Consider the following 20,921-nt stretch of genomic DNA (forward strand, 5'->3'; position numbering starts at 1 on the left):
TAGCACTGAAAAGTTTAATAGCCTTTTTAAAACTTCCAACTTCAATATTCTCCAAAAACCTTGTAAGGACCACAAGAACAGCTATTAAGCGAGCTGATAAGGAATGATGCGAAAAGCCCCTTATGTTAGCCCCGACTAGCGCTAAAGAAACTTGAAGGGGCATTTGGCATAAAGAAGGAAAAAATTGGTTGCTTTTCAAATTTCATTTTTCCAATTTGTGTTGGCAACAATGGTACTTCACCAAATAAGCTCAGCGAATTCGGGGTGGTCGATGAATGGGTTTCGATTGCCTTGCCACTCTTGGATGACGTTGTTACGGTTTCTTTCGAATTCGTCTACTGGATCTTGTTCATGCCATTGTAGTAGGACGGATAGTTTGCCATGGAAAGGATCTTTTCCATTATTAACTTTTTCGTTTAGTTCTAAATCTACTCTATCCCCCGCTTCATAACGTGTTGCCATATAGAAGAGGATTCTTGCAACGTCGCCTTTTACATAGTTTGGTGGTTCAAATGAATCGGAGTCGCCTTTACATTGAGCACAATTGATAACTCTGCTTCCTCCGTTATCAAAGTCTAAATTCCCTCGAGACCCATTTACTTGTACATCAGTTGGGCGAAGGTGATGAATATCAGTACCTGGTCCATTACTTGTTCCGAAATCACCATGGGATTTTGCCCATGTATGTTCGCGGTTCCAGTCACCATTATTACCACCATTAAGTGTTTTACTTCTTGACTGACCAGAGTAGAATAAGATTACATTGTTAGGATTACCCGGGTCCTCATCTGTTTCTCGAAGAGCTTCCCAAACTTGGCTATATGATAGTTCCGTATGGTCATCGATAATTTCATGTAATGCTGTTTTTAATGCTTTCCCTTCTTTACCTAATGCATCTTTGTAATATGATTCTAGTTCTATATCTTCATCGTCTAAAGAAGGAACCACAATGGGTTCCCCTTTTGTATTTGTGAATGAAACTGTTTTTTCACTTGCTCCGTCGAGGTATTCAATTGCTTGAATATTTTCAGCACCGCGGATCTCTTTTATGTTCGTGCCATCAATGATTACTTTTTGGACATTTGTACCTTTGAAGTCGATGATTGCATTCGCTTCAGATGGTTTTAATGTCACAGTGGTGTTGGCAAAGCCTGCTCCACGGAATTCAGCATATTTCGCTCCAGTAAATACAATACCATCTGTAATTACTGATTGATCATCAAGTGTTACAGATACACTTGGCTTGCTTAGTGTTAGTTTTTTTGTTTTAAGGTTTTTAATATTGTATGTTTTTAACGCTACATCTTCTGCAGCTGCTAGATCAATTTGTACTAGTACTGGGTCATGGTCAGATGCGCGACCTTGTGCTTCCGTAAAGTTCGCATTGATATGAATCATATCTACGACTGTGTTATTTACTAGATTGTTTGATACTAAAATATGGTCTAGTACTTGGTTGTTCCCTTGGAAGAAGTAAGAAAAACGGTCTTCTGCTGGTACTAAATCTACCATATTTGTTAATTGATCGCCTTTTAGTTTATCCATAACAGGTGTAAATTCGAAGTCATTCATATCACCAGCTAGGACAACGTTTAAATTAGGATTTGTCGCTAGCCCATCTTGGATAAATTCGTTAATTGTTGTAGCTAGTCCAAGACGTTCTGCTTCTGAACCTAAGTATGGAGGTTGGTTTTTACCGAATAATGGTTCGTCTCCACCTTTTGAATTTAAGTGAGCTCCAATAACGACAACTCTCTCTCCTTTAAATTCGAATTCAGCTGCAATTGGTTTACGTGTATCCGTAAAATTAGCAGGTTCTATTACTCCCGGATTAAGTACTAAGCTACCCTCTTCATCCCACGAGTTTGCTGCTGTTGGTGCTCCTTTAGTTCCTTCTACTAGAGTAACGCGTTTAGGATTGTACAAGTATCCTACACGGATATTAGCACCTGGTGCTCCGCCGTTTGTATTATCGACTGGTGCAACATCTGTCCAATTGTATGTTGGACCCCCATTTGCAGTGATTGCTGCAATAAGACGTTCATAGCTTCCAGTAGCATCACTGTTACCAGAATTTGTTTCCCCATCTGTATCTTGTACTTCTACTAATGTAATAATATCTGGTGATTTCATGTTATCCACAAATGATTTAGCAATTTTCACTACTTTTTCATCTGGAGTGTTGTTTGTGTTTGTTGAGAAATTTTCTATATTGTATGCAGCTACTGTTAGTTGATCTTCTTTTGTTTCGATTGTTGTTACATCTTTTGTTCGCTCTAAACGAGTAATTTCAGGTAATTCGCTTTCTACTGCTAATACTTTGAAGTTGCTATTTCCATAAGAAATTACTCCGATAATATCGCCAGTGAAATAGTCACCAGAGTTTGTAATATAGTTGTTATTATTAATATCTAAAAATACTTTTTCTGGGTTATAATCATCTTTTGCAATGTTCAATCCACCAAGTACATTGAAATCGTTGTTCGTTGTATTTTCAGCAACGATTGGGATATCTCCACTGTATGGTGTTCCGATTACTTTTGCATTTGGGAATGAAACTCGCATAAACTCTACCGATTCCCAGAAATCAATTCCATCCTCTGACGGATTGAATGAAGTGAGTTTATCGTTATCAATAATTTTGTTAGGTGGATTAATATCTACTCCAACTACTAATGGTTCAGGTAGTGCTGCTGTTCCATCTGCTGCTACAGTTGTTGCTTTAATACGAGTAGTTGTAAGATTTGTACCGGAACCATTTTCTTCTACTGTTCCTGCAACTGTTACTTTATCCCCTACTGTTACACCGTGAGATGATTTGTTTATTTGAATCGCTTCTGACGTAGTCATGTCTGCGTCAGCATTCTCGATGTCTTGCATAACAAAATTTGATCCATCAATTTTATGTGTTACAACACCTGTAATATTCTTCACGGATGCTCCAACATAAGGTGATCTATGATCATTTCCTTGAATATCACGGATAGTTACGTCTTCTGCTTTAATAATTGTGTATGTAAAGCTAAATGCGTCACTAGTCTTTTCATTTGTTACTGCAATTGCTTTAATTGTTGTCGTTTCCGTAAGAGTGATTGCCCCTACATATTTCGTGCTTGCTGTTGTTGGTTCAGAACCATCAATAGTGTAATAGATTTCAGCACCATCTAAGCCAGATGCAAGTTCAATTTGCGTATTAACTGGAACAGTTCCAGCATATTTGGATGCATAAACGGCAGGCTTGTTTACAAGGTCAAAACTTTTAAGGCCTAACGTTTTAAATTGGAACACATTGTTAAAAACTGCTGCTATTCCTGTTAAATTTACTTTATCGCCTTCATTGAAATATTTAATGAATTCACTGTAATCCACACCTGTGCGGTTATCATGGCGAACAAGAACCTTTTCTCCATTTTCTGCTAGTGCTTGGAATTCAAATGTTCCATAATCTTTTTGTGATAAATCTGTGATTTCTATATTTTCTAAAGCTACTAGCTCCCCTTGAGTATCATCATTGACACCTGATGGAGTTACTACTTGGGCGTTTGGAATTTCATTGTCTGAAGAAATTACTTCAATATTCGTTGGTTCTATTTCTATTTCAGATGAATAGGTGATTACCTTCCCAGTTACACTGATTTTGTCTCCAGGTTGAACACTAGCTGAACCTGCGTAAATGTACATTCCTGCAGTTTCATCTTGCATATAGAATGCTTGACTTCCCCATGGTCCTGCTTCTGTTGTAACAATCCCTTCGATTTGAACTGTTTCGTTTAGAGCTTCACGAGCTTCTGAGATTGACTGGACAGCAAGTATTGTATAAGTAAGTGATGTTATATCACTATTATCTAGTCCATCCTTAATCGCAATTGCTTTAATGGTTGTATCTGCATTAATAATAATTGGGCTTGTGTATTCTATACTTGAACTAGATGGTTCTGTCCCATCAGTTGTATAGTAAATTGTTGCTCCTTCAGTGTTTGTTGATAATTCGATTTCGGTTCCGGCTGAAACACTTGAAGATGGTGTAGATGCTTTTACATCACTCACTTTTGTTTCTACAGGTGGTGTATCTCCGCTATCCATTGAGTGTGAACCGATATTTGTAAAATTATCTTTTCCTAAATCAGTCCATTGTGAAGACCAGTCAAAAGCATCGTCAATAATTGTATCACCAGCTATTACATTAGGATTTCTAACTAATGAAACATCTGCAAGAGCATTTTCTATTGATCCAACTTGACCTATTGAATCAATAACTGATCCAGATTTTAATAGAGTAACTTGATCATTACCATTAAAATTAATGACACTTGAATCTTCAAGATTCCCTTTACTTTTTATAGCGTCATTTGCATCTTTGTGATGTATAACATAAGTTTCACCACTAGCTAATGTCCCTTTTAAAGATAAATTATTAGTAGCAGTCAGTGTACCTGTTTCTGCTTTACTTCCATTTGAATAAAGTTCTAGTGTGTAAGTACTTAAATCAATTTCAGCTTCAGTGCCATTATAAAGTTCAATAGCTTTATTAAAGCTGCTACCCTCAATATACTCCGAAATAATTAAGTCAGGTGCATTCATAGCAGCTACTGCATTTGATGGCATTGCTGGCAGTACTAAACCTGCTACTAAACTAGCGGATAAAAAAGCATTAATCGGCTTTTTCCAACTCCATTTACTCATCTAAATAATTCTCCTTTTAAGTTAGGGATTTTTTTGTTTGTTATTTAGAATGCGAAACCTTCTCCCACAGGTGCAGAAGGTTTCGCAAAATTGTTATAGTACTACATTTCCATCTTTTGCATCTAAACCTTCAATCTTAATGTCACCGTCAACTCCAGTGAAGTCTACATCACCTGTAACAGTTACATTTGTGAGTGTTAATGTTCCACTATTAGTACCTGTTAAAATTAGGTTACCGTTTACTGTTGCATTCTGAAGATTTGTAACTTCTGTAACGTCAACAGAAATATTACCTTCATGCGTGTTATCGGAGAAATCAGCTGCAGCAACTGGTGTTACTGGAATTCCAGTTCCTTCAAATTCATAAACAGCTACGGTTCCTGACATTTCGTGTGTTGCTGCAAGTAATGCGTTACCTGTTGGGCTTTCAGAAGCTGGGATAAATCTTAAGCCTTCTGGTGCTACATCTCCTGCAACATCTTCAGAGAAGTCACGACTTGTAATAAATGTCACAAACTCTGGGTTTGATGGATCAGCAAGATCATAAACCATAATACCGCTGATGCGTTCTAAAGCGATAAATGCGTAAGTCTTCCCATTCATTTCACCAGTTACTACCGATTCCGGTTCTGGACCTTTACTGTTACTGCGATCATCTACATCCACATTGTCGTTACTTACATTGAAGTATTGTTTTAATCTTGGGTCGTTTGCAATGATAGATTCAAAATCACTTCCACTATCAAATGCTAGCTCCATTGTGTCTGCATTAAATATAGAGAAGCTACGTCCACCGTATCCATAAAGCGCTTCGTATACAGTTCCATCTGCGCTTAATCCATTTTCAGTCGTAACTTTGTAATCTACTAGCTTAGTTAAATCAAAATCATTTAGCTCTTCTTGTGTATAACCAGCATAATTTTTTTCATTTAATTTAATCTCTTTACCGATTTTTGATAACTTTTTCTCTTCACTGTACGCATCGTAGTCCCGAGCGTCTCCTTCATTCGGTGTAACAATATATGTCTGATCAGCTACGGTAAACGTATCAATTGCATCTGGCATATAGAAGGAAAGTATTGGTTGTTTCTCTAGTTTTACTACTCCATCCTTAAGCGCATCTAGTTCGTTTCCTTCTACGGAATGATCTTTCACGCCAAGACCCTTCACATCTATAATCTTATTATTTACAAGGTCTACTGTTGCTACTGCGTTATTTTCTTGTAATGAAACATAAGCTGTTTTACTGTCTGCAGAAACAGTTACATATTCTGGTTCTAGTTGCTCTAAAATTGTACCTTTAGAACTAACACGAACATGCTCATCTAACATACCCTCTGTAAAAGCTAGTGTATCTACTGTAAATGTTGCTAAGTCAATGATTGAAATGGAGCCTTCTGGATCTACAGAATAGTCATCGTTTGGCTCCCCTTCATTTGCCACAATTGCTTTTGTCCCGTCAGGAGTGAATGTTACCATGTCTGGTAATGCACCAACTTCAACATGATTCACATATTTTCCTTCTTTTGTAGCAAATACGATATGTCCATTATCTGTTTTCGGATCATTTACCGCAGAAATTGCGATTAAATCCTCAGTTGGATGGGAAGCAATACTAGTAATATCCTTTACCTCTTTAATATTAAAGCTTGATAACAGAACTCTTGTAGTTTCTGTAATTCCTGTTAATGTACCAGATTTCAAGTTTTCGAATGATACAATATCAAAACCTTTAACTTTCCCATTTGTTACGAAAGCTTTTTTCAAGTTTGCATCATATGCTAAAATCTCTGTTCCAGTTTCTCCTTGACCGCTATCATATCGAGCAATTTGAGAGACTGCTAACTTTTCAGGGTTCGAGTTATAGAATCCAGTGATTGGATCTGGTTCCACAACTTGTCCTACAATGTCTACAATACGATCTTCAGTTTTAGTTGGGATAGTTTCTAGTGATTGTAAATGTTCACTTAAGTTTTCCCAATCTGACAGCCCTAGGTCTGTTACACGACCTTCTTCATAAGCTTTTTTAAGAACGTCATAGCCGTCTCCACCTTTAGCTGTGAATGCGTTTGTTGCTACTGTGTATGTCTTAGCGTCTTCAATTTTAGTGTCAGTACCATCTTCATTTTTATAATGGATTGAAACTACACGTTCTCCTGCAGGTTTAGAAGAATCGAATTCTACTTTCGCACCAGATACATGGAGGAAACCGCCACTTTCTTTTGGATACTCTTTGAAACTAATTTCAAATGCCTCTTTTAGTTCTGCACCCGTAACGTCCATAGTCGCTAGCGTGTTACCAAATGGAAGTACTGTAATTACTTCACCTACAGTGATTGGACCGGCTCCAATACCAGCACGAATTCCTCCACCATTTTGAAATGCCATGATCACCTTGTTGTTATATTTTTTCGCTTTAGCTAGCATTCCATCCGTAATTATGTTCCCTAGAATCGTTTCACTCGCACGTACACTTGTGCCAGGTACATAATCCTCATCAGATGTTCTTGGATTTACTAGTGCCTTATCAAGTGTTACTCCAATTTCTTTGTTATTTACAGCTTCGATTTTTTCCTTATATGGTTTTAAAAGCGCTACTGCCTCAGCATCTTCTTTTTTACCTTTAGTTTCGATTAGCTTGCCAGCATGTCCTATTACGACACCATTTTTGTCAAATTCAACATCTAAAGTACCTAGGTAATCTGAATACTGATACGCTTGTACAATAATTGTTTTATCCTTCGCTACACCATTTTCATCTTTGTCTACAACGACTGGAACATCTAATTTAGTATGACTATGTCCTCCTACAATTACGTCAATTCCCTCGACATTTGCAGCTAGTTGTTGGTCATTGTCCATAGCGGCATTATCGTCAAAACCAATATGTGTAAGTGCAACGATTTTGTTAACACCCATTGCTTCAAATTCAGCAACCATTTTCTCTGCATCTTCAATATAATTAGAGAATGTAATTTTTCCTGGACTTGCAATGTCTGCCGTTTCTGCAGTTGTTAGACCAAAGATTCCAACTTTTTCTCCGTTTACTTCTTTTACAATCCCAGTGTAAATATTGCTTTTTTCTGGATTTGTTGAAATTTTTGTATTGAACAGCCCTGTAAATTTGTCATCTTTTGTAAAATCTACGTTTGATGATACAAATAGGAAGTCTGCTGCTTTAATGAAATCAACCAATGCTTGATGACCTTCAGGAGATGAACCCAGGTCAAACTCATGGTTACCAAATGTCATTGCGTCGACTTTCATCAAATTCATAAATTCTAAATCTGCTTGGCCTAGGAATTCATTAAAATACAACGTTCCAGAGAAAACATCCCCTGCATCTAATAACAATGCATCTGGTTTAGCTGTTCGTACTTCTTTTACTGCTGTAACAAGTTTTGGTGCTTTGTCCGTATTAGCATGTATATCATTTACATGCATTAAAGAAAGTTGGAAGTATTCATCTGTACCTCCGCCGTTACCTCCACCATTGTTTCCGCCGTTATTGCTGCCATTGTCTCCAGAGTTGTTTCCACCACTAGAAGTACCGCCGCTATTGGATTCATCGAAATTCGCAATAACATCTTTTGCCGATACTCCTTCTGGTAGTTCATAGCTATCGACTTTTGTTCCAGCACCTAATGTGATTGCAGTACCTTTAATCGCAACAATCACTTTTTCTATTTTTCCGGTTGTTTGAAGCTTTAGATCTGTCTTAGATTCGACAGTGATATTTTTGATATTGGCTGTTCCATTAATCGACAATGCATTAGGCGTATTCACTGAAAGATTGTCCACTGATGCGTCAAGTGTTACGTTCGTCGCACCTTTGTTGATGTTCACTTTTGGTAATGTAATTCCTTTATCGGCCTTTAAATGGACGTTCGATAAAAGAGTGAATCCTTGAGCTGTTGAATTCCCTTTTACTTCAATTATTACTTTATTACTCTTTGACACTTCAACAGTTTGGATGCTAGAGTCCGTGAAAACAAAACTTGGTTCTTTCACTTCTACAGCAGCTGTTGAAAATACATTATTGTCTCGGCTAATGGAGGTTTTATCGGTAAGATTAGTTTTCCCTAAAACCTTGATGTCAAATGCTTTGAAACTATTTTCTACTTCTTTCCCTATTTCCAAATCTTCTTCAATCGTTAAGTTTTTCAATGAAACATAGTCACCATTAACACGTACCGTCCCTGCAAATTTAGACCCTTGTCCATCTAGTACTACATTATTTGTTTCATTGCCATCCGCTGTAAGTTCAATTGAGGCAATTCCAACGATTACACCTTCTTTGACTGTATATTCCAAAGCCGCTCCTAAAAGAGCTGCCGAATTTGAAGCATTCAATATTTTCTTTAAGTCCGCTGACAATGCATATGTTCCAGACGATAACTCAACTGTCTCATTTGTTATTCCAATCAATTTTGCCGTCTTTTGTACAGGGGATTCACTGCGAACAATAAACGAAGCCATTTGTCCTCTAGTAACGTAAGCATTTGGCTCAAATGTAGTTGGAGTAGTTCCTGTTGTAATATTATTTGCGATCAATGCTTGGACATAATCTGTATACCAGTGTCCCGTTTTCACATCAGTAAATGGAGTATTTGTAAGCTTTTCTTCTTCTAGTTTGAAACCAAGACTAATGATTTTAGACATTTGTGCACGTGTAAGTGGTTCACCCGGCTTAAACGTTTTGTCGTTATATCCATCGATAATCCCTGCTTCTACAAGTGCTGCAATTGGTCCATAATATTCGTCCGTCACCTTCACATCTTTGAATCCTGGGTTTTTCACATTTTTTATATTCATCTCAAGTGTTTTAGCTAAAGCGCTAGCCATTTGTCCCCGAGTTACTGATTGAAAAGGTTTAAAAGTACCATCGCCAAATCCTTTTACAATACCTCTAGAAGCCAAACTTCTAACACTCTCGTAGAAATGATGACTTTCAATATTCTTTACATCCGAAAAGGAAGGAACTCCCACCTCATCGGCTTGTGTAATTACTGGTACAGCTGTTGTAGTCGTTCCAGCTACCACCACCGTAGCTAATGTTGCTCCGAATAATTTTTGATATGAACTAGCATGTTTCTTCATTTACTGACCTCCTCTAGTCATGGGCTCAGATTAATCCCTAAATAAAGATTACCATTCTAAAATTAGTTTAATGTTAAGTGATTGTTAATACTTTACTCCTATAAAAACTAATGCAAAATTAAATGAATTCGCCTAAAATTCATAGGAACAATTAACGAAAAAGCCGCCCCGTCCTTCACTTTGCAGCTTACGAGAGTCTCTTCTATGAATAGTTTTAGCTTTAGTAGATTACTAAATTATTGTAAAAATTATAAAGTTTTAAATTGTAAACATATAAAAAAGTCCAGACATTTACTTAAATGTCTGGACTAAATTATTGAGACAATCGTTGGATCGTCCATATGATGCAGCTCATAAAGTAGTAGCTCCTGAACAGCTACTAAAGTTGTATCAGTAAGTGCGACTGATCTTACCGCTAATGCGGGTAATAGGTTCTACGCTTTTCTTTATATTCGATGGTGATAGTACCGTGTACTATTCTTATTATTACCTTTCCTAGGAGAAGTAAACTTATATAACGGAATTGTATATTATGTAAGAATAATGTATTTTTTGTGATGTTGTTGCAATGTAAATGGAGAATTATGTATCTATATTGTTTAGTTGTATTGTATTAGTTTAGGTTACCAAGTTCTAATAGACAATTCGAGTCTGTCGAATGGAATGAAATAATTAAAAAAGAGAATATCTTTGATCCGTTTCAACTGATACCTCAATTATATATCTTTATTTTGAAATAGTAATATCCAACTTAATTCCATTATAGAGTTAGTAGCTTATTTAATTTGGGCGATTTATATGAAGAAGTATCAAGTGAAGGAAGGATAAAAACAAATCTGCTATCCGGGTGATATTATTTCGTTTAGATTGGTGAAGAAATCTAGTTTGTTGTACAAGGATTTTTCTGTGCGGAGTGCTGGTGAAAAGCGGTTTAGTTATTGTTTAAGCAGTTCCTAGGTTGAAAGTGATTGTGGCTATTTGAATGCCAAGTTTCGTCCAACCAAGAAAAGTCATGAAAACTGCAATTAGCATACTATAGCTATATTAATAATAGGAGGGAAATTCATTGTCTAATGCTTATTTAGATTTATTGGCTTATTTTGGAATTGGGGGTGCACATCCTGGAGGGTTTAGTCTAACCAAATCTATATTGGAAGCTGAAAACATTCAACCAAATGAATCTGTATTAGAAATAGGCTGTGGGACAGGGCAGACTGCAGCTTTCTTAGCCGAAAGAATTAATTGTCAAGTGACTGCGATTGATAATCATCCAATTATGGTAGAAAAAGCTAGGCAACGATTTGAAAAAATAGAGTCACCAGTCAAGGTAATGGTAGGTGACGTACAAAAATTGGATTTTGTAGATGATTCATTCGACTTAATAATAGCCGAGTCTGTTATAATTTTTACTGATATTTCAAGGACGTTAAAGGAACTTTCTAGAGTTTTAAAAAGTGATGGGAAATTGATCATGATTGAAATGACTGCTGAACAGCATCTTTCAGAAGAAAAACAAAAAAAAGCATGTAGTCTATACGGCATCAATGAAATATTAGATAAAGAAGAATGGATATTGCGGTTACATCAAGCAGGATTAACTCAAGTTGAAATGATAAGTACTCCACCTGCGCTTATTCAAAGTGAAATTAATGACATAAATCCATCGAAGAACATTAATATGGACCTCTTTGAGCTATGGGAGGAGCATAACAAATTTATACTTCAAAACCAGGATTTCATCGGCTATCGTGCATTTAAATGTAGCAAATCGTAGGGAAATGTTAATACTGCTACAAAAATGTCACTTTAGCGGAGGTATATATCTCAAATAATAAAAAAGAACCTCTTACTGACTGCTCCTCTTCCTCTCATTATCTTATATCATATGAAGCTATGAATTCTTACCAGTTTTATAAAACTTAAAATTATCTTCAACTTTCATTCTCTAGACGGTTGTCTCTTACACGATATTATTAACTGCATATGTTAAAAAAGACACGTTTGTAAGTAGTCTTGAAAGGAGGAAGAAAATGAATCAATCTGATTTATATAATCAATGTTGTAGGTTTCATGGTCAACGAGTGAGAATTACTTGTAATGATGGTAGGGTTCACGTAGGGGAAATTACTAGAGTTAGCAGAAATATGGTCTGGATTCGACCTGAGGAAAACCTTGGTGGTTATGGCTTAGGATTTTTTGGCGGATTTGGAGAATCCGGATTTGGATTTGGAATCGCCCTAGGTGCAATCGCTGGAATCGCTCTAGCTTCAGCATTTTTTTGGTAAAATATATCCTATTTTCTTTTTCAAATTAATTTACTACTCTATAAGTATCCTCTAACATTTTCAACTAACAGACCCCCCTCTCTCACAATAATATACGAAAAGAATAGCCTTGCAGAAATCTATTTCCACAAGGCCTTCTATTATTTATTTAATCAAATGACTCTACAAAATATAATTCTCAGAATTTTTTTCGAATGTAATACTTGAAAATTATTCTATCGATACACTTGTTGCAGTAAATGCGTTAGCAGTATTACCTGCTGCGTCACGGATATATTCTGGAGTTTTTACAGTAGCAACGGATAAAGCACCAGTGTAAGTTGCGTATTTATTTACCAAAGCAACAGTGGCGGTATCATCGTTTGCAGATGCGGTTACTGTGTAATGATCTCCAGCTTTCAATCTGTTACCTGCAGCATCTGTAATAACTAAATCACTAGCCCATAGAGCAGTAGATGCTGACAAGGCTTCATCAAAATCAATAGTGAAATCAGAAACATCACCAGTTGCTGTATTGTTAGCTATTAATAATTTTCCGTCAGTACCTTTCTCCACACTTGGAGCAATCCCATCTTTAACTGGGATGGTGATTGGTGAGTTTGGAGTTCCAAATGTATTCGTTAAAGCACCAGCTGTAGCTACAACTTTTAATTGTTGGTTTGGTGCAAAGGAAGATGTTGTACTGTTAGCTGCAAGTGTTAAAGTTACAGTTGCTTTTCCATTGCTATTTTCATAGGAAGCTCCACCAAATGTAAATGTTCCTTCAGGTGTTGGATCAGCTATAGTAAACATAGATGGATTCAATGAACCTTGTAGTTCTTGGTTTAATTGGAACTTAACAGTTTTATTTGAAGCTGTCATAGCAGAACCTTCGACAAGAGATGTTTCGGCTAGAGAATCAGCAGTAACCGGTGCTAAAATGAAATCGGTATTGCTATATACATTGCCTGCAGCATCTTTGAGTGATCCACTTACACGTACTCCATCGATATTATTGATAACTGTATTGCCAGCAGGTAACCGAATCTCAATGGTTGAATTATTAATAACAACGATTGTTGTACCAGCCGGGTAATCCTCCATTACGTCCTTATTTCGCAAACTATAATTAGAAAGATTTGTTAATCCATCTGCGCTCATAGCTTCGTTAAATGTTAATCGGATATTATTTCCACTTTTAACTGCACTTTGAACACCCCATGCTGTTGAATCAGGTATAGCAACGTCAATAGTTTGTGAAGTTAATTTATTTTTTTCATAAGATACATCTTCTACATTTTTAACTACTAATGCGTAAGAACCTGGTTTTAAGCTTGTAGGCAAAGTAACAGTTACAGTCTTTTTCGCATTGTCGTAAACGAAATTAGCGCCAGTAAGTGATATAGTTTTCCCAGCCGAATCCGTTAAAGCATAATTTGCTGCTAATTCAGCTGTTGCTTTAGTTACTTCTTCCGAGAAAGTAATAACAAATTTCTTGTCAGTTGAAGCATCTACTTTTGTAACAGAAGGGGCAGTTTTATCTAAAACTATATTAGCTGATAATTCCGTTGATGCAACGTCATTACCCCAAGCATCTTCAAAGGCATTTTCTTTTGTGTTTAAGAATAACTTCGAAGCACCCTCTGGAAGTGGAGTTGCAAAATTCACTGTAAATGTACTAGCAAAACCATTAACTGGATTTACGGCAGTAAGACCTGTCCCTACATAACTAGCACTATTATTAACAGTATGATAGAGCGAAACATTACCAGCGTTTGTCACTTTAACCGGTTTAGAGAATTTTAATGTAACGCGGTCTGGTGCTGCTTTATCAATTGTCACTGTTGGTACTGTTGTATCAACAGCATAGTTAAAGTCTTTAGTAGTTTTAGCTACTTTATATGAAGCGTAGTCTTGACCACCTTCTATTTCAAGTGAGTGTTCACCTGTTGTAGGAGCTATACCAAATTCAACTACTGCTCTAGAGCGATTGGCAGGATCAATGGTAACAGCTGTAGAGATAGATCCATTATCTAATTTAACAGTTGGTGCAACTGCTAATGGCTCAGAGAAGTTAATCTCTACTGAACGTGGACCAACTGTACGAAGCATTTCAACTGTTGGTGCTGCTCTATCAAAGAATGTAACATTTCCTTCGTATTTTTTGTTAGCCACATTTTTTTCATTTACTACGTCTTCTACAGTAACCCTCACTTCGTCTTGTTGACGAGCTTCCGTTCCAAGTGTTACAAATACAGTTTTCCCGTCAGCTTGTAGCTCCACAGAACCGTTTTTTAAATCTGCAGTAGCCCCAGATGTTTCATCAACTAATGAATAATTTGCAATATCTTCAGCAGATGCTTTATCTACTTTTGTATTAAAAGTAATAGAGAACTGTTTTAAGTTATCTGCATTTACGGAAACTACTTCAGGAGTTGGGTTCTCAACTACTGGATGGGCAACATCAAATGAACGGTTTAAGAATGACGCCATTTGTCCACGTTTAACGTCTCCAGTTGGATTGAACGCAGAAACTTCTGTTACACCATTTTCAGATAAGATATTGATGTATTTCACATATTGTGCCTGTGCTTTAGCATTGTCTGTAACCTTCGACTCAACTCCAGTAAGATCCTTTAAACTAAACCCGTTCACAAGTACTTGTGCCATTTGTTGACGAGTAATGTTGTTAGAAGGCATCAAGTTGTTATTGCTACCTCTGAAAATTCCAGAATCTTTAACGATTAAAGAAGCATTATATAATTCTTTGTCTCCATGGGTCGCAGGAACATCTTTAAAAGGAGTTACTTTATCTGCTAATTTGTTAGCAGTAATATACTCCTCGAAAGTTTTATAGTCAGATTGAGCAACTACATATTTCGCAAGAGATTTTACTACACCTTTACGATCAATAGAGTTTTCAGGTTTAAAAGTACCATCTTTGTAGCCGTCAAATAGTCCACGTTCTACAGCTTGCATAATTGCAGCATAGTGTGTGTGAGTTGAAGCTACATCCGAAAAATCTGTTGCTGCAGTTTTTACTTCTGCTCCTAAAGCAGTTGGTACAATTGCTGTTGCTACTAGTGTAGCTGTAGCTGCACCTGCTGAAAACTTACGGTATTTTTTAGGTTTGTTAGCCATGTATAATTTCCTCCTCATCTTAGATGCTAGATTCTAAAGTAGTTTTAAGTAGTGTAATAGAAATTTTCATATTTTACACTACCTGTACTATTTCCTTCGCTATAAGAAATAAACGTTTAATAGTGTTATTATGCATTATTTAAGGTTAATGAAATTTTTGTAATGTTGTGGTAAAGAACTTGATACTATAGAAAAAATCTATAAACAAATAAAAAGCCTCACAGAGTTTAACTCTGCAAGACTTTCTATTACACATCCAAGAGAACTGTTTCTAACACAGGGTTGGTTTGAAAAAGTTATTATACGGATTAAGGCAAAAGAAAAGCCCTGCAGAGATTTCTCTCCACAAGGCATTTTCTTATTCAATTATTCCACTCAGTAGAATAGAATTGTCTGAATTGTTTTAGCACGTCGCACTCAAAATAATATTATTTAGAAATAGTAACGTCTTTAACTTTGTTATTATTAGCATCTAATAGGTTAGTTGATTTAAACTCAACATCAATGCTATCAGTTAGAGCAAAGTCATTAGTTGTCTTAACAGTTAGCTTGCCATTAGCTGCTACTACTGAAGTAGGAACTACAGAAGCACCAGCAATCTTAACTGTTAAACCAGTAACAGTAGCTTGGTCAGCAATTGCTTCAGAGAAATCAACAGTAAATGTTTTGCTATCTACTACAGTTACTTTAGAAGCTACTGGAGCAACGCTTTCTTTTAGTACAACTGGAGTTGTAGCTTTACCGTCTTTAAGAGTGTTACCTTTAGTATCTACAACATTCTTAGCTTCAAGTACATAGCTACCATTAGCAGTGATAGAACCTTCTGGTAATGTGAATCTTACTTTTTTAGTTCCATTTACAAACTGTAGTTGAGTTCCAGCAGGTAATACTTTTCCTCCAAGAGTGTAGTTAGCTACTGTTGTTGCTGAAGAAGTAACATCCGCAGCATACTCAACAGTGAATACTCTATTGTTAGTAGCATCTACTACAACTGGTGTATTGCCTAATACTAATGAAGCAGTAACTGTTCCAGGTGTAATTTGGAAAGTACCTGAAGCAACATCAAACGTAATAGTATCTGCATTCACATTTCCAGACAAGTCTGCTACCGATCCAGCAGCCAATTCGAAAGAGTATGTTGAATTGCTATCTAAATCAAGAGAAACTTTAACAGTATTTAACTCAGAACCTTCAATTTTACCGTTACCATCAACATCAGTTCCAGCAACTTCATCTACAGCTATTACATTTCCAGTTGTGTAGACAATACCATTTTTAGTATTAAGAGTTAAATCACCTTTAACATTTACAGGTTCATTGAAAGTAAGGTATAAAGCATCTACATCTGTAGTAACAGTTGAATCATCTGCAACTAACATTTTTGTTGAAGTAGATGAAAGAACAGCAGGAGTTGAATCTTTAGCTAAAGTAGCATCGAATTCAAATGCATCTCCAGCATTACCAGCTAGGTCTTTTTGTCCTTCTACTTTAACTTTTGTATTAATAAATTTCGCTGCACCTAATACAGATACTGCATCTACAGTGAATTTAGTTTTATCAGTAGCATCTTTAATATTAGCATCAGTCAAGTAGAAATCAGTAGTTCCTACAGTTACTTTTGCATACTCATTACGACCTAAAGTCCCATCAAGATTTTGTTTAGACAATTCTTCTGAGAAATCAAAAGTGATTTCAGTACCGTTAACTGTAGTAGATACAGTTGGGTTTGAATTATCAACTACTGGCTTAGCTACTGTGAAGTTAACAGCGATAGGGTTAGAGATATTGTTAGCGAAGTCAGTTGCTCCAACAACATCTACTTTATAAGACTTTTCAGCAGTTAAACCTGTAATTGTTAGTGTTTTACCAGCTAAAGTATATTGAGTAGATGCAAGTTGAACACCATCCAAGCTTACAGTTCCTTCGTTTTGTACAGGCTCATCAAAAGTGATAACTGCTGTAGTTCCTTTTGCTTCAACAGATTTAACATCAACAGGAGTTGTATCTGCAAATGTTAGCAATTTGTTGAACTCTGAAGTTAGTACAGTAGCATCTTCTTTTGTTTTGATTGGTGAAACAGTAACTTTAGCATTTGATACTTTTAACTCATCAGCAGTTGTTAAAGTTACAGTCTTACCATCTTCTGAAACTACTGCGTTAGAGATAACTTCGCCTTCAACAGCATATTTCGTTTTAATAGCAGCATCAGTTGCATCAACAGCTTGGTTGAATGTAACAACTAATTCTTTAGCGTTAACCGCACTAACAGAAACTACTTCTGGAGTTGAGATAACTTCTTCTGGATGAGCAACATCAAATGAACGGTTTAAGAATGAAGCCATTTGTCCACGTTTAACGTCTCCAGTAGGATTGAAAGAAGTAACTGCAGTTACACCGTTTTCAGATAAGATGTTAATGTAGTTTACATATTGTGCTTGTGCATTTTCGTTGTCTGTAACTGTTGACTCTACGTCAGCAAGATCTTTTAGATCAAATCCATTAACAAGTACTTGCGCCATTTGTTGACGAGTAATGTTGTTTGCAGGCATTAAGTTGTTGTTACTACCTCTGAAGATTCCAGAATCTTTAACGATTAAAGAAGCGTTAAATAATTCTTTGTCACCATGAGTTGCAGGAACATCATTGAATGGCGCTACAGTTTCAGCTAACTTGTTAGCAGCAACATACGCTTCAAAAGTTTTATACTCAGATTGTGAAACTACATAGTTAGCAAGAGATTTAACTACACCTTTACGGTCGATAGTGTTTTCAGGTTTGAAAGTACCATCTGTGTAACCATTGAATAATCCACGTTCTACAGCTTGCATAATTGCACCGTAGTGTGTGTGTGTTGGAGCTACGTCTGAGAATTCTTTTGCTGCTGTTTCTACCTCTGCTGCTAAAGCAGTTGGTACGATTGCTGTTGCTACTAGAGCAGCTGAAGCTGCACCAGCTAAAAATTTACTGTATTTCGATGATTGGTTAGCCATGAATAATTTCCTCCTAATAGGTAAATAAAAATTTGTAAACCATACTTTAGCAAAAATCGCTCCTGCAAATGTAGAAATAACGAAATGTTGCTGTCTCTTCGTATATTTACATCCTCCAATAAATCTTTTGGAGACTACTAAGTTAGTATAAATCTAGTATTTTATTAAGTCTAATAGCAATGATTGGTATACCCACCACATAAAAGAAAGATCCAGCACCTAATTGATGCAGGATCTTTCATGTCTATTAAGCAGATTGAGAATTTTTCAAAACTTCGTTTAAGCCTGGTTTAATCAATATCTGAGAGGTTCTTTAGCCTTCGGAAGTAGGCTTCTTGTACATCAAAGGTTGCGGATTCACTAACTCCTTTTGTTTCCATTAATTGAGGTTTAATTGGTAGAAATTGGTCATCCATTACTGTAATAACTTCTGCTGCTATATTTTTCTGCAGGTTTGGAGGTCGATGTAGGAACTTTCTTGCCACTGATCCTTCCATTGTTGTTTAGAATTCTTTTATTTCTTGCTAGAAAATATCCATTCTTCTAATATCAATTAAACTAAATATGAACAGCAGATAAGCTTACTAAAAGCCTATCTGCTGTTCATATTTTAATTAAACAAACTAAATTGAAGCTTTCTATCATCTCATTTAGAATGAATAATTACTATTCTTTATTTAGTAGTGATTTATTTTGTCGATTATTCGTTCTCTATATGTGTTTTTTAAAGAATGGATGAGCTATCTCATGCCTTTTCTTTCGCTTTTCTTTAAATCTTCCAAAGATATTAAACTTGAAAATATTGTTCTCAGAAGTCAATTAGCACGGTATCAACAACGTTTCGAAAAACAACAGCTGCCCAAACCGGCAACAACTCCAGCTTTTAGACAGCTTTGGGCTATACTTTCTAATTATTTGGTAAACTGGGAATCTCACTTGATTCTTGTCAAACCTGAAACAGTCATAAAATGGCATCGAACGGCTTTCAAACTACACTGGAGACGTAAATCAAGTAAACCAGGACGACCGAAAATATCTCCAGAAACGATTAAGCTCATAAAACAAGTCCATCATGATAATCAATTGTTATCACCTGAGAAAATACATGAAAAACTACAACAACTAGGAATAGAAAAAACTCCTGCACCAAATACAATTGCTAAATATATTCCGAGTACAAGAAAACCACCTACAGAAAAACAAATTCAATCATGGAAGACATTCCTTAAAAATCATCAGTCAGTTACTTGGGCAACAGATTTCTTTACGATTCCAACTTTAACTTGCAATATACTTTATGTGTTAGTAATTATTGACCATCGAACTCGAAAAATTATTTCTTTCGGAGTTACATATAACCCTACTGCAGAGTGGACGATTCAACAGTTCAGAAATACAACGCCATTTGGTGAAGCACCTAAATATCTCATTCATGATAATGATCCTATTTTTCGTTCAAAGGCTTTTCAGCGATTTCTATCATCATCGAGAATCACCACTAAGAGAACAGCATATCGCTCACCTTGGCAAAATGCGTATGCAGAAAGAGTAATTGGAACAATCAAACGCGAATTATTAGATCATATCATCCCACTAAACCAATTACACTTGCATAAAATACTTCATTAATATATTAAAGACTATTACAACACCAGCCGAACACATCAAGGATTAGAAGGGAAAACACCAATTCCTTCCCCTGTGTATCTTCCAACAAAAGCTGCGGAAACAAAATTAGAAGCAACACCTGTGTTAAACGGTCTTTATCATACATACAAAAAAGTAGCTTAACATCTCACAAAGAATTTTTAAAACCCTTGAGAGAAAGGCTTTTTTGTCATGCCTTTCTTTTTCCACTTTTTCCATTCCACCGTATGTATCCACTTCATCCTGTCTAGAATAAACATACAGCTGACAATAAAAAAGAAATCACACTACAAATTTGGTTGATTTAATCAATTTTTTTTCGTGGGTTTACTTTTTGAAGGGGACAGGTCATTTAAGAAGTCTTCTTGTATTTTATGATTCAAATTTTCACCCCATCTTGTTCTGATACACCATTCTGTATTGGATGTGTATACTCCTGATTATTTAGACATGTTGTAAGAGAATGTGGAATTTTCTTTGGTGGAGACATGGCGGCACCAACCTTTCTTTTATTCTTAAATTAATTTGTTAATCAGTCTTCACAACTTATTGTTTTTTAATCATTTTTAAAAATGATAATCTAACTCATAAGGCAGAATAGAAAAACCCCTACTCTAGCATAAGAGCAAGGATTCGATGATAACTTTGTTGATTTATTTTAATAACTAAAGAATAAATAACCAAGTAATAGACAATAAATAGTCTATATTGGAGGTCGATTATTAATATGATAATAAAAAAGAGTGAGGATAAAATCATTTATTGCTACTGCTGTCGCAAAAAGACTTTATTTATACGTAGAGATTTACACAATAATAGTGGGGTAGAGAGTCATTGTAGTGAATGTTCATACGTTTGGTTTGAGTGGCAAAATCGAGCAGTGGAGCGAGAAAAAGAGAAATGGGTTGAATATAATGAGGGAATAGAAAATAAATTAAAAGGTAACGAACAAATTTTTATATAATAACGATCAATTTCACTTTTTTTTCTGTTTCGAAGAAATCAAAAATACTGTAACCTTTAAGTTGCTCTCAATAACTCTATTAAATGGTAATGCTGTTATAAAAACTTAGTCGTGATATACCCTAATCTTTAA

General features: G+C 36.0%; 9 protein-coding genes. 4 read left to right on the plus strand and 5 right to left on the minus strand.

The genetic code is table 11. The annotated features are described in order from the left end of the window. Positions 1 to 237 precede the first annotated feature (237 nt). Positions 238 to 4,683 (minus strand): endonuclease, encoded by a 4,446-nt coding sequence (locus tag MKY37_RS06260; protein WP_340774981.1) that lies wholly within the window; start codon positions 4,681 to 4,683, stop codon positions 238 to 240. Between the two features lie 93 nt (positions 4,684 to 4,776). Then, a complete protein-coding gene (locus MKY37_RS06265; RefSeq protein ID WP_340774984.1) occupies positions 4,777 to 9,783 on the minus strand; it encodes a choice-of-anchor I family protein in 5,007 nt (1,668 codons plus the stop codon). Between the two features lie 1,066 nt (positions 9,784 to 10,849). On the opposite strand from MKY37_RS06265, the gene MKY37_RS06270 reads away from it, so the two are divergent. Beyond that, the gene (locus MKY37_RS06270; RefSeq protein WP_340774987.1) at positions 10,850 to 11,557 is read left to right on the plus strand and encodes a class I SAM-dependent methyltransferase; all 708 of its coding nucleotides are present in this window, start codon (positions 10,850 to 10,852) and stop codon (positions 11,555 to 11,557) included. Between the two features lie 256 nt (positions 11,558 to 11,813). Beyond that, complete coding sequence (locus tag MKY37_RS06275) at positions 11,814 to 12,068, plus strand: hypothetical protein (protein WP_340774988.1); 255 nt, start codon at positions 11,814 to 11,816, stop codon at positions 12,066 to 12,068. A gap of 210 nt (positions 12,069 to 12,278) precedes the next feature. Here MKY37_RS06275 and MKY37_RS06280 read toward each other — a convergent pair whose 3' ends face one another. From MKY37_RS06280 to MKY37_RS06290, 3 genes are all read right to left on the minus strand, one after another. Next, positions 12,279 to 15,188, minus strand: coding sequence for an S-layer homology domain-containing protein (locus MKY37_RS06280; RefSeq protein WP_340774990.1), 2,910 nt, complete (start codon positions 15,186 to 15,188; stop codon positions 12,279 to 12,281). Positions 15,189 to 15,616: 428 nt separating this feature from the next. Beyond that, positions 15,617 to 18,178, minus strand: coding sequence for an S-layer homology domain-containing protein (locus tag MKY37_RS06285; RefSeq protein ID WP_340774991.1), 2,562 nt, complete (start codon positions 18,176 to 18,178; stop codon positions 15,617 to 15,619). A gap of 290 nt (positions 18,179 to 18,468) precedes the next feature. Further along, positions 18,469 to 18,675 (minus strand): hypothetical protein, encoded by a 207-nt coding sequence (locus MKY37_RS06290; protein WP_340774993.1) that lies wholly within the window; start codon positions 18,673 to 18,675, stop codon positions 18,469 to 18,471. Between the two features lie 220 nt (positions 18,676 to 18,895). Here MKY37_RS06290 and MKY37_RS06295 point away from each other — a divergent pair, with 220 nt between their 5' ends. Together MKY37_RS06295 and MKY37_RS06300 are read left to right on the plus strand one after the other, a co-directional pair. Continuing rightward, the gene (locus MKY37_RS06295) at positions 18,896 to 19,807 is read left to right on the plus strand and encodes a DDE-type integrase/transposase/recombinase (protein ID WP_340774997.1); all 912 of its coding nucleotides are present in this window, start codon (positions 18,896 to 18,898) and stop codon (positions 19,805 to 19,807) included. A 745-nt stretch (positions 19,808 to 20,552) separates the two neighbouring features. Then, positions 20,553 to 20,789: a hypothetical protein gene (locus MKY37_RS06300; protein WP_340775000.1), complete on the plus strand. Its 237-nt coding sequence runs from the start codon at positions 20,553 to 20,555 to the stop codon at positions 20,787 to 20,789. Positions 20,790 to 20,921 lie beyond the last annotated feature (132 nt).

This window comes from Psychrobacillus sp. FSL K6-2836, from assembly GCF_038003085.1.
Classification (GTDB): domain Bacteria; phylum Bacillota; class Bacilli; order Bacillales_A; family Planococcaceae; genus Psychrobacillus.

Excerpts from the sequence above, each read along its gene's own strand:
- MKY37_RS06260 (WP_340774981.1), bottom strand. The coding sequence starts at position 4,683 with ATGAGTAAATGGAGTTGGAAAAAGCCGATTAATGCTTTTTTATCCGCT.
- MKY37_RS06265 (WP_340774984.1), bottom strand. The coding sequence starts at position 9,783 with ATGAAGAAACATGCTAGTTCATATCAAAAATTATTCGGAGCAACATTA.
- MKY37_RS06275 (WP_340774988.1), top strand. The coding sequence starts at position 11,814 with ATGAATCAATCTGATTTATATAATCAATGTTGTAGGTTTCATGGTCAA.
- MKY37_RS06280 (WP_340774990.1), bottom strand. The coding sequence starts at position 15,188 with ATGGCTAACAAACCTAAAAAATACCGTAAGTTTTCAGCAGGTGCAGCT.
- MKY37_RS06285 (WP_340774991.1), bottom strand. The coding sequence starts at position 18,178 with ATGGCTAACCAATCATCGAAATACAGTAAATTTTTAGCTGGTGCAGCT.
- MKY37_RS06290 (WP_340774993.1), bottom strand. The coding sequence starts at position 18,675 with ATGGAAGGATCAGTGGCAAGAAAGTTCCTACATCGACCTCCAAACCTG.
- MKY37_RS06300 (WP_340775000.1), top strand. The coding sequence starts at position 20,553 with ATGATAATAAAAAAGAGTGAGGATAAAATCATTTATTGCTACTGCTGT.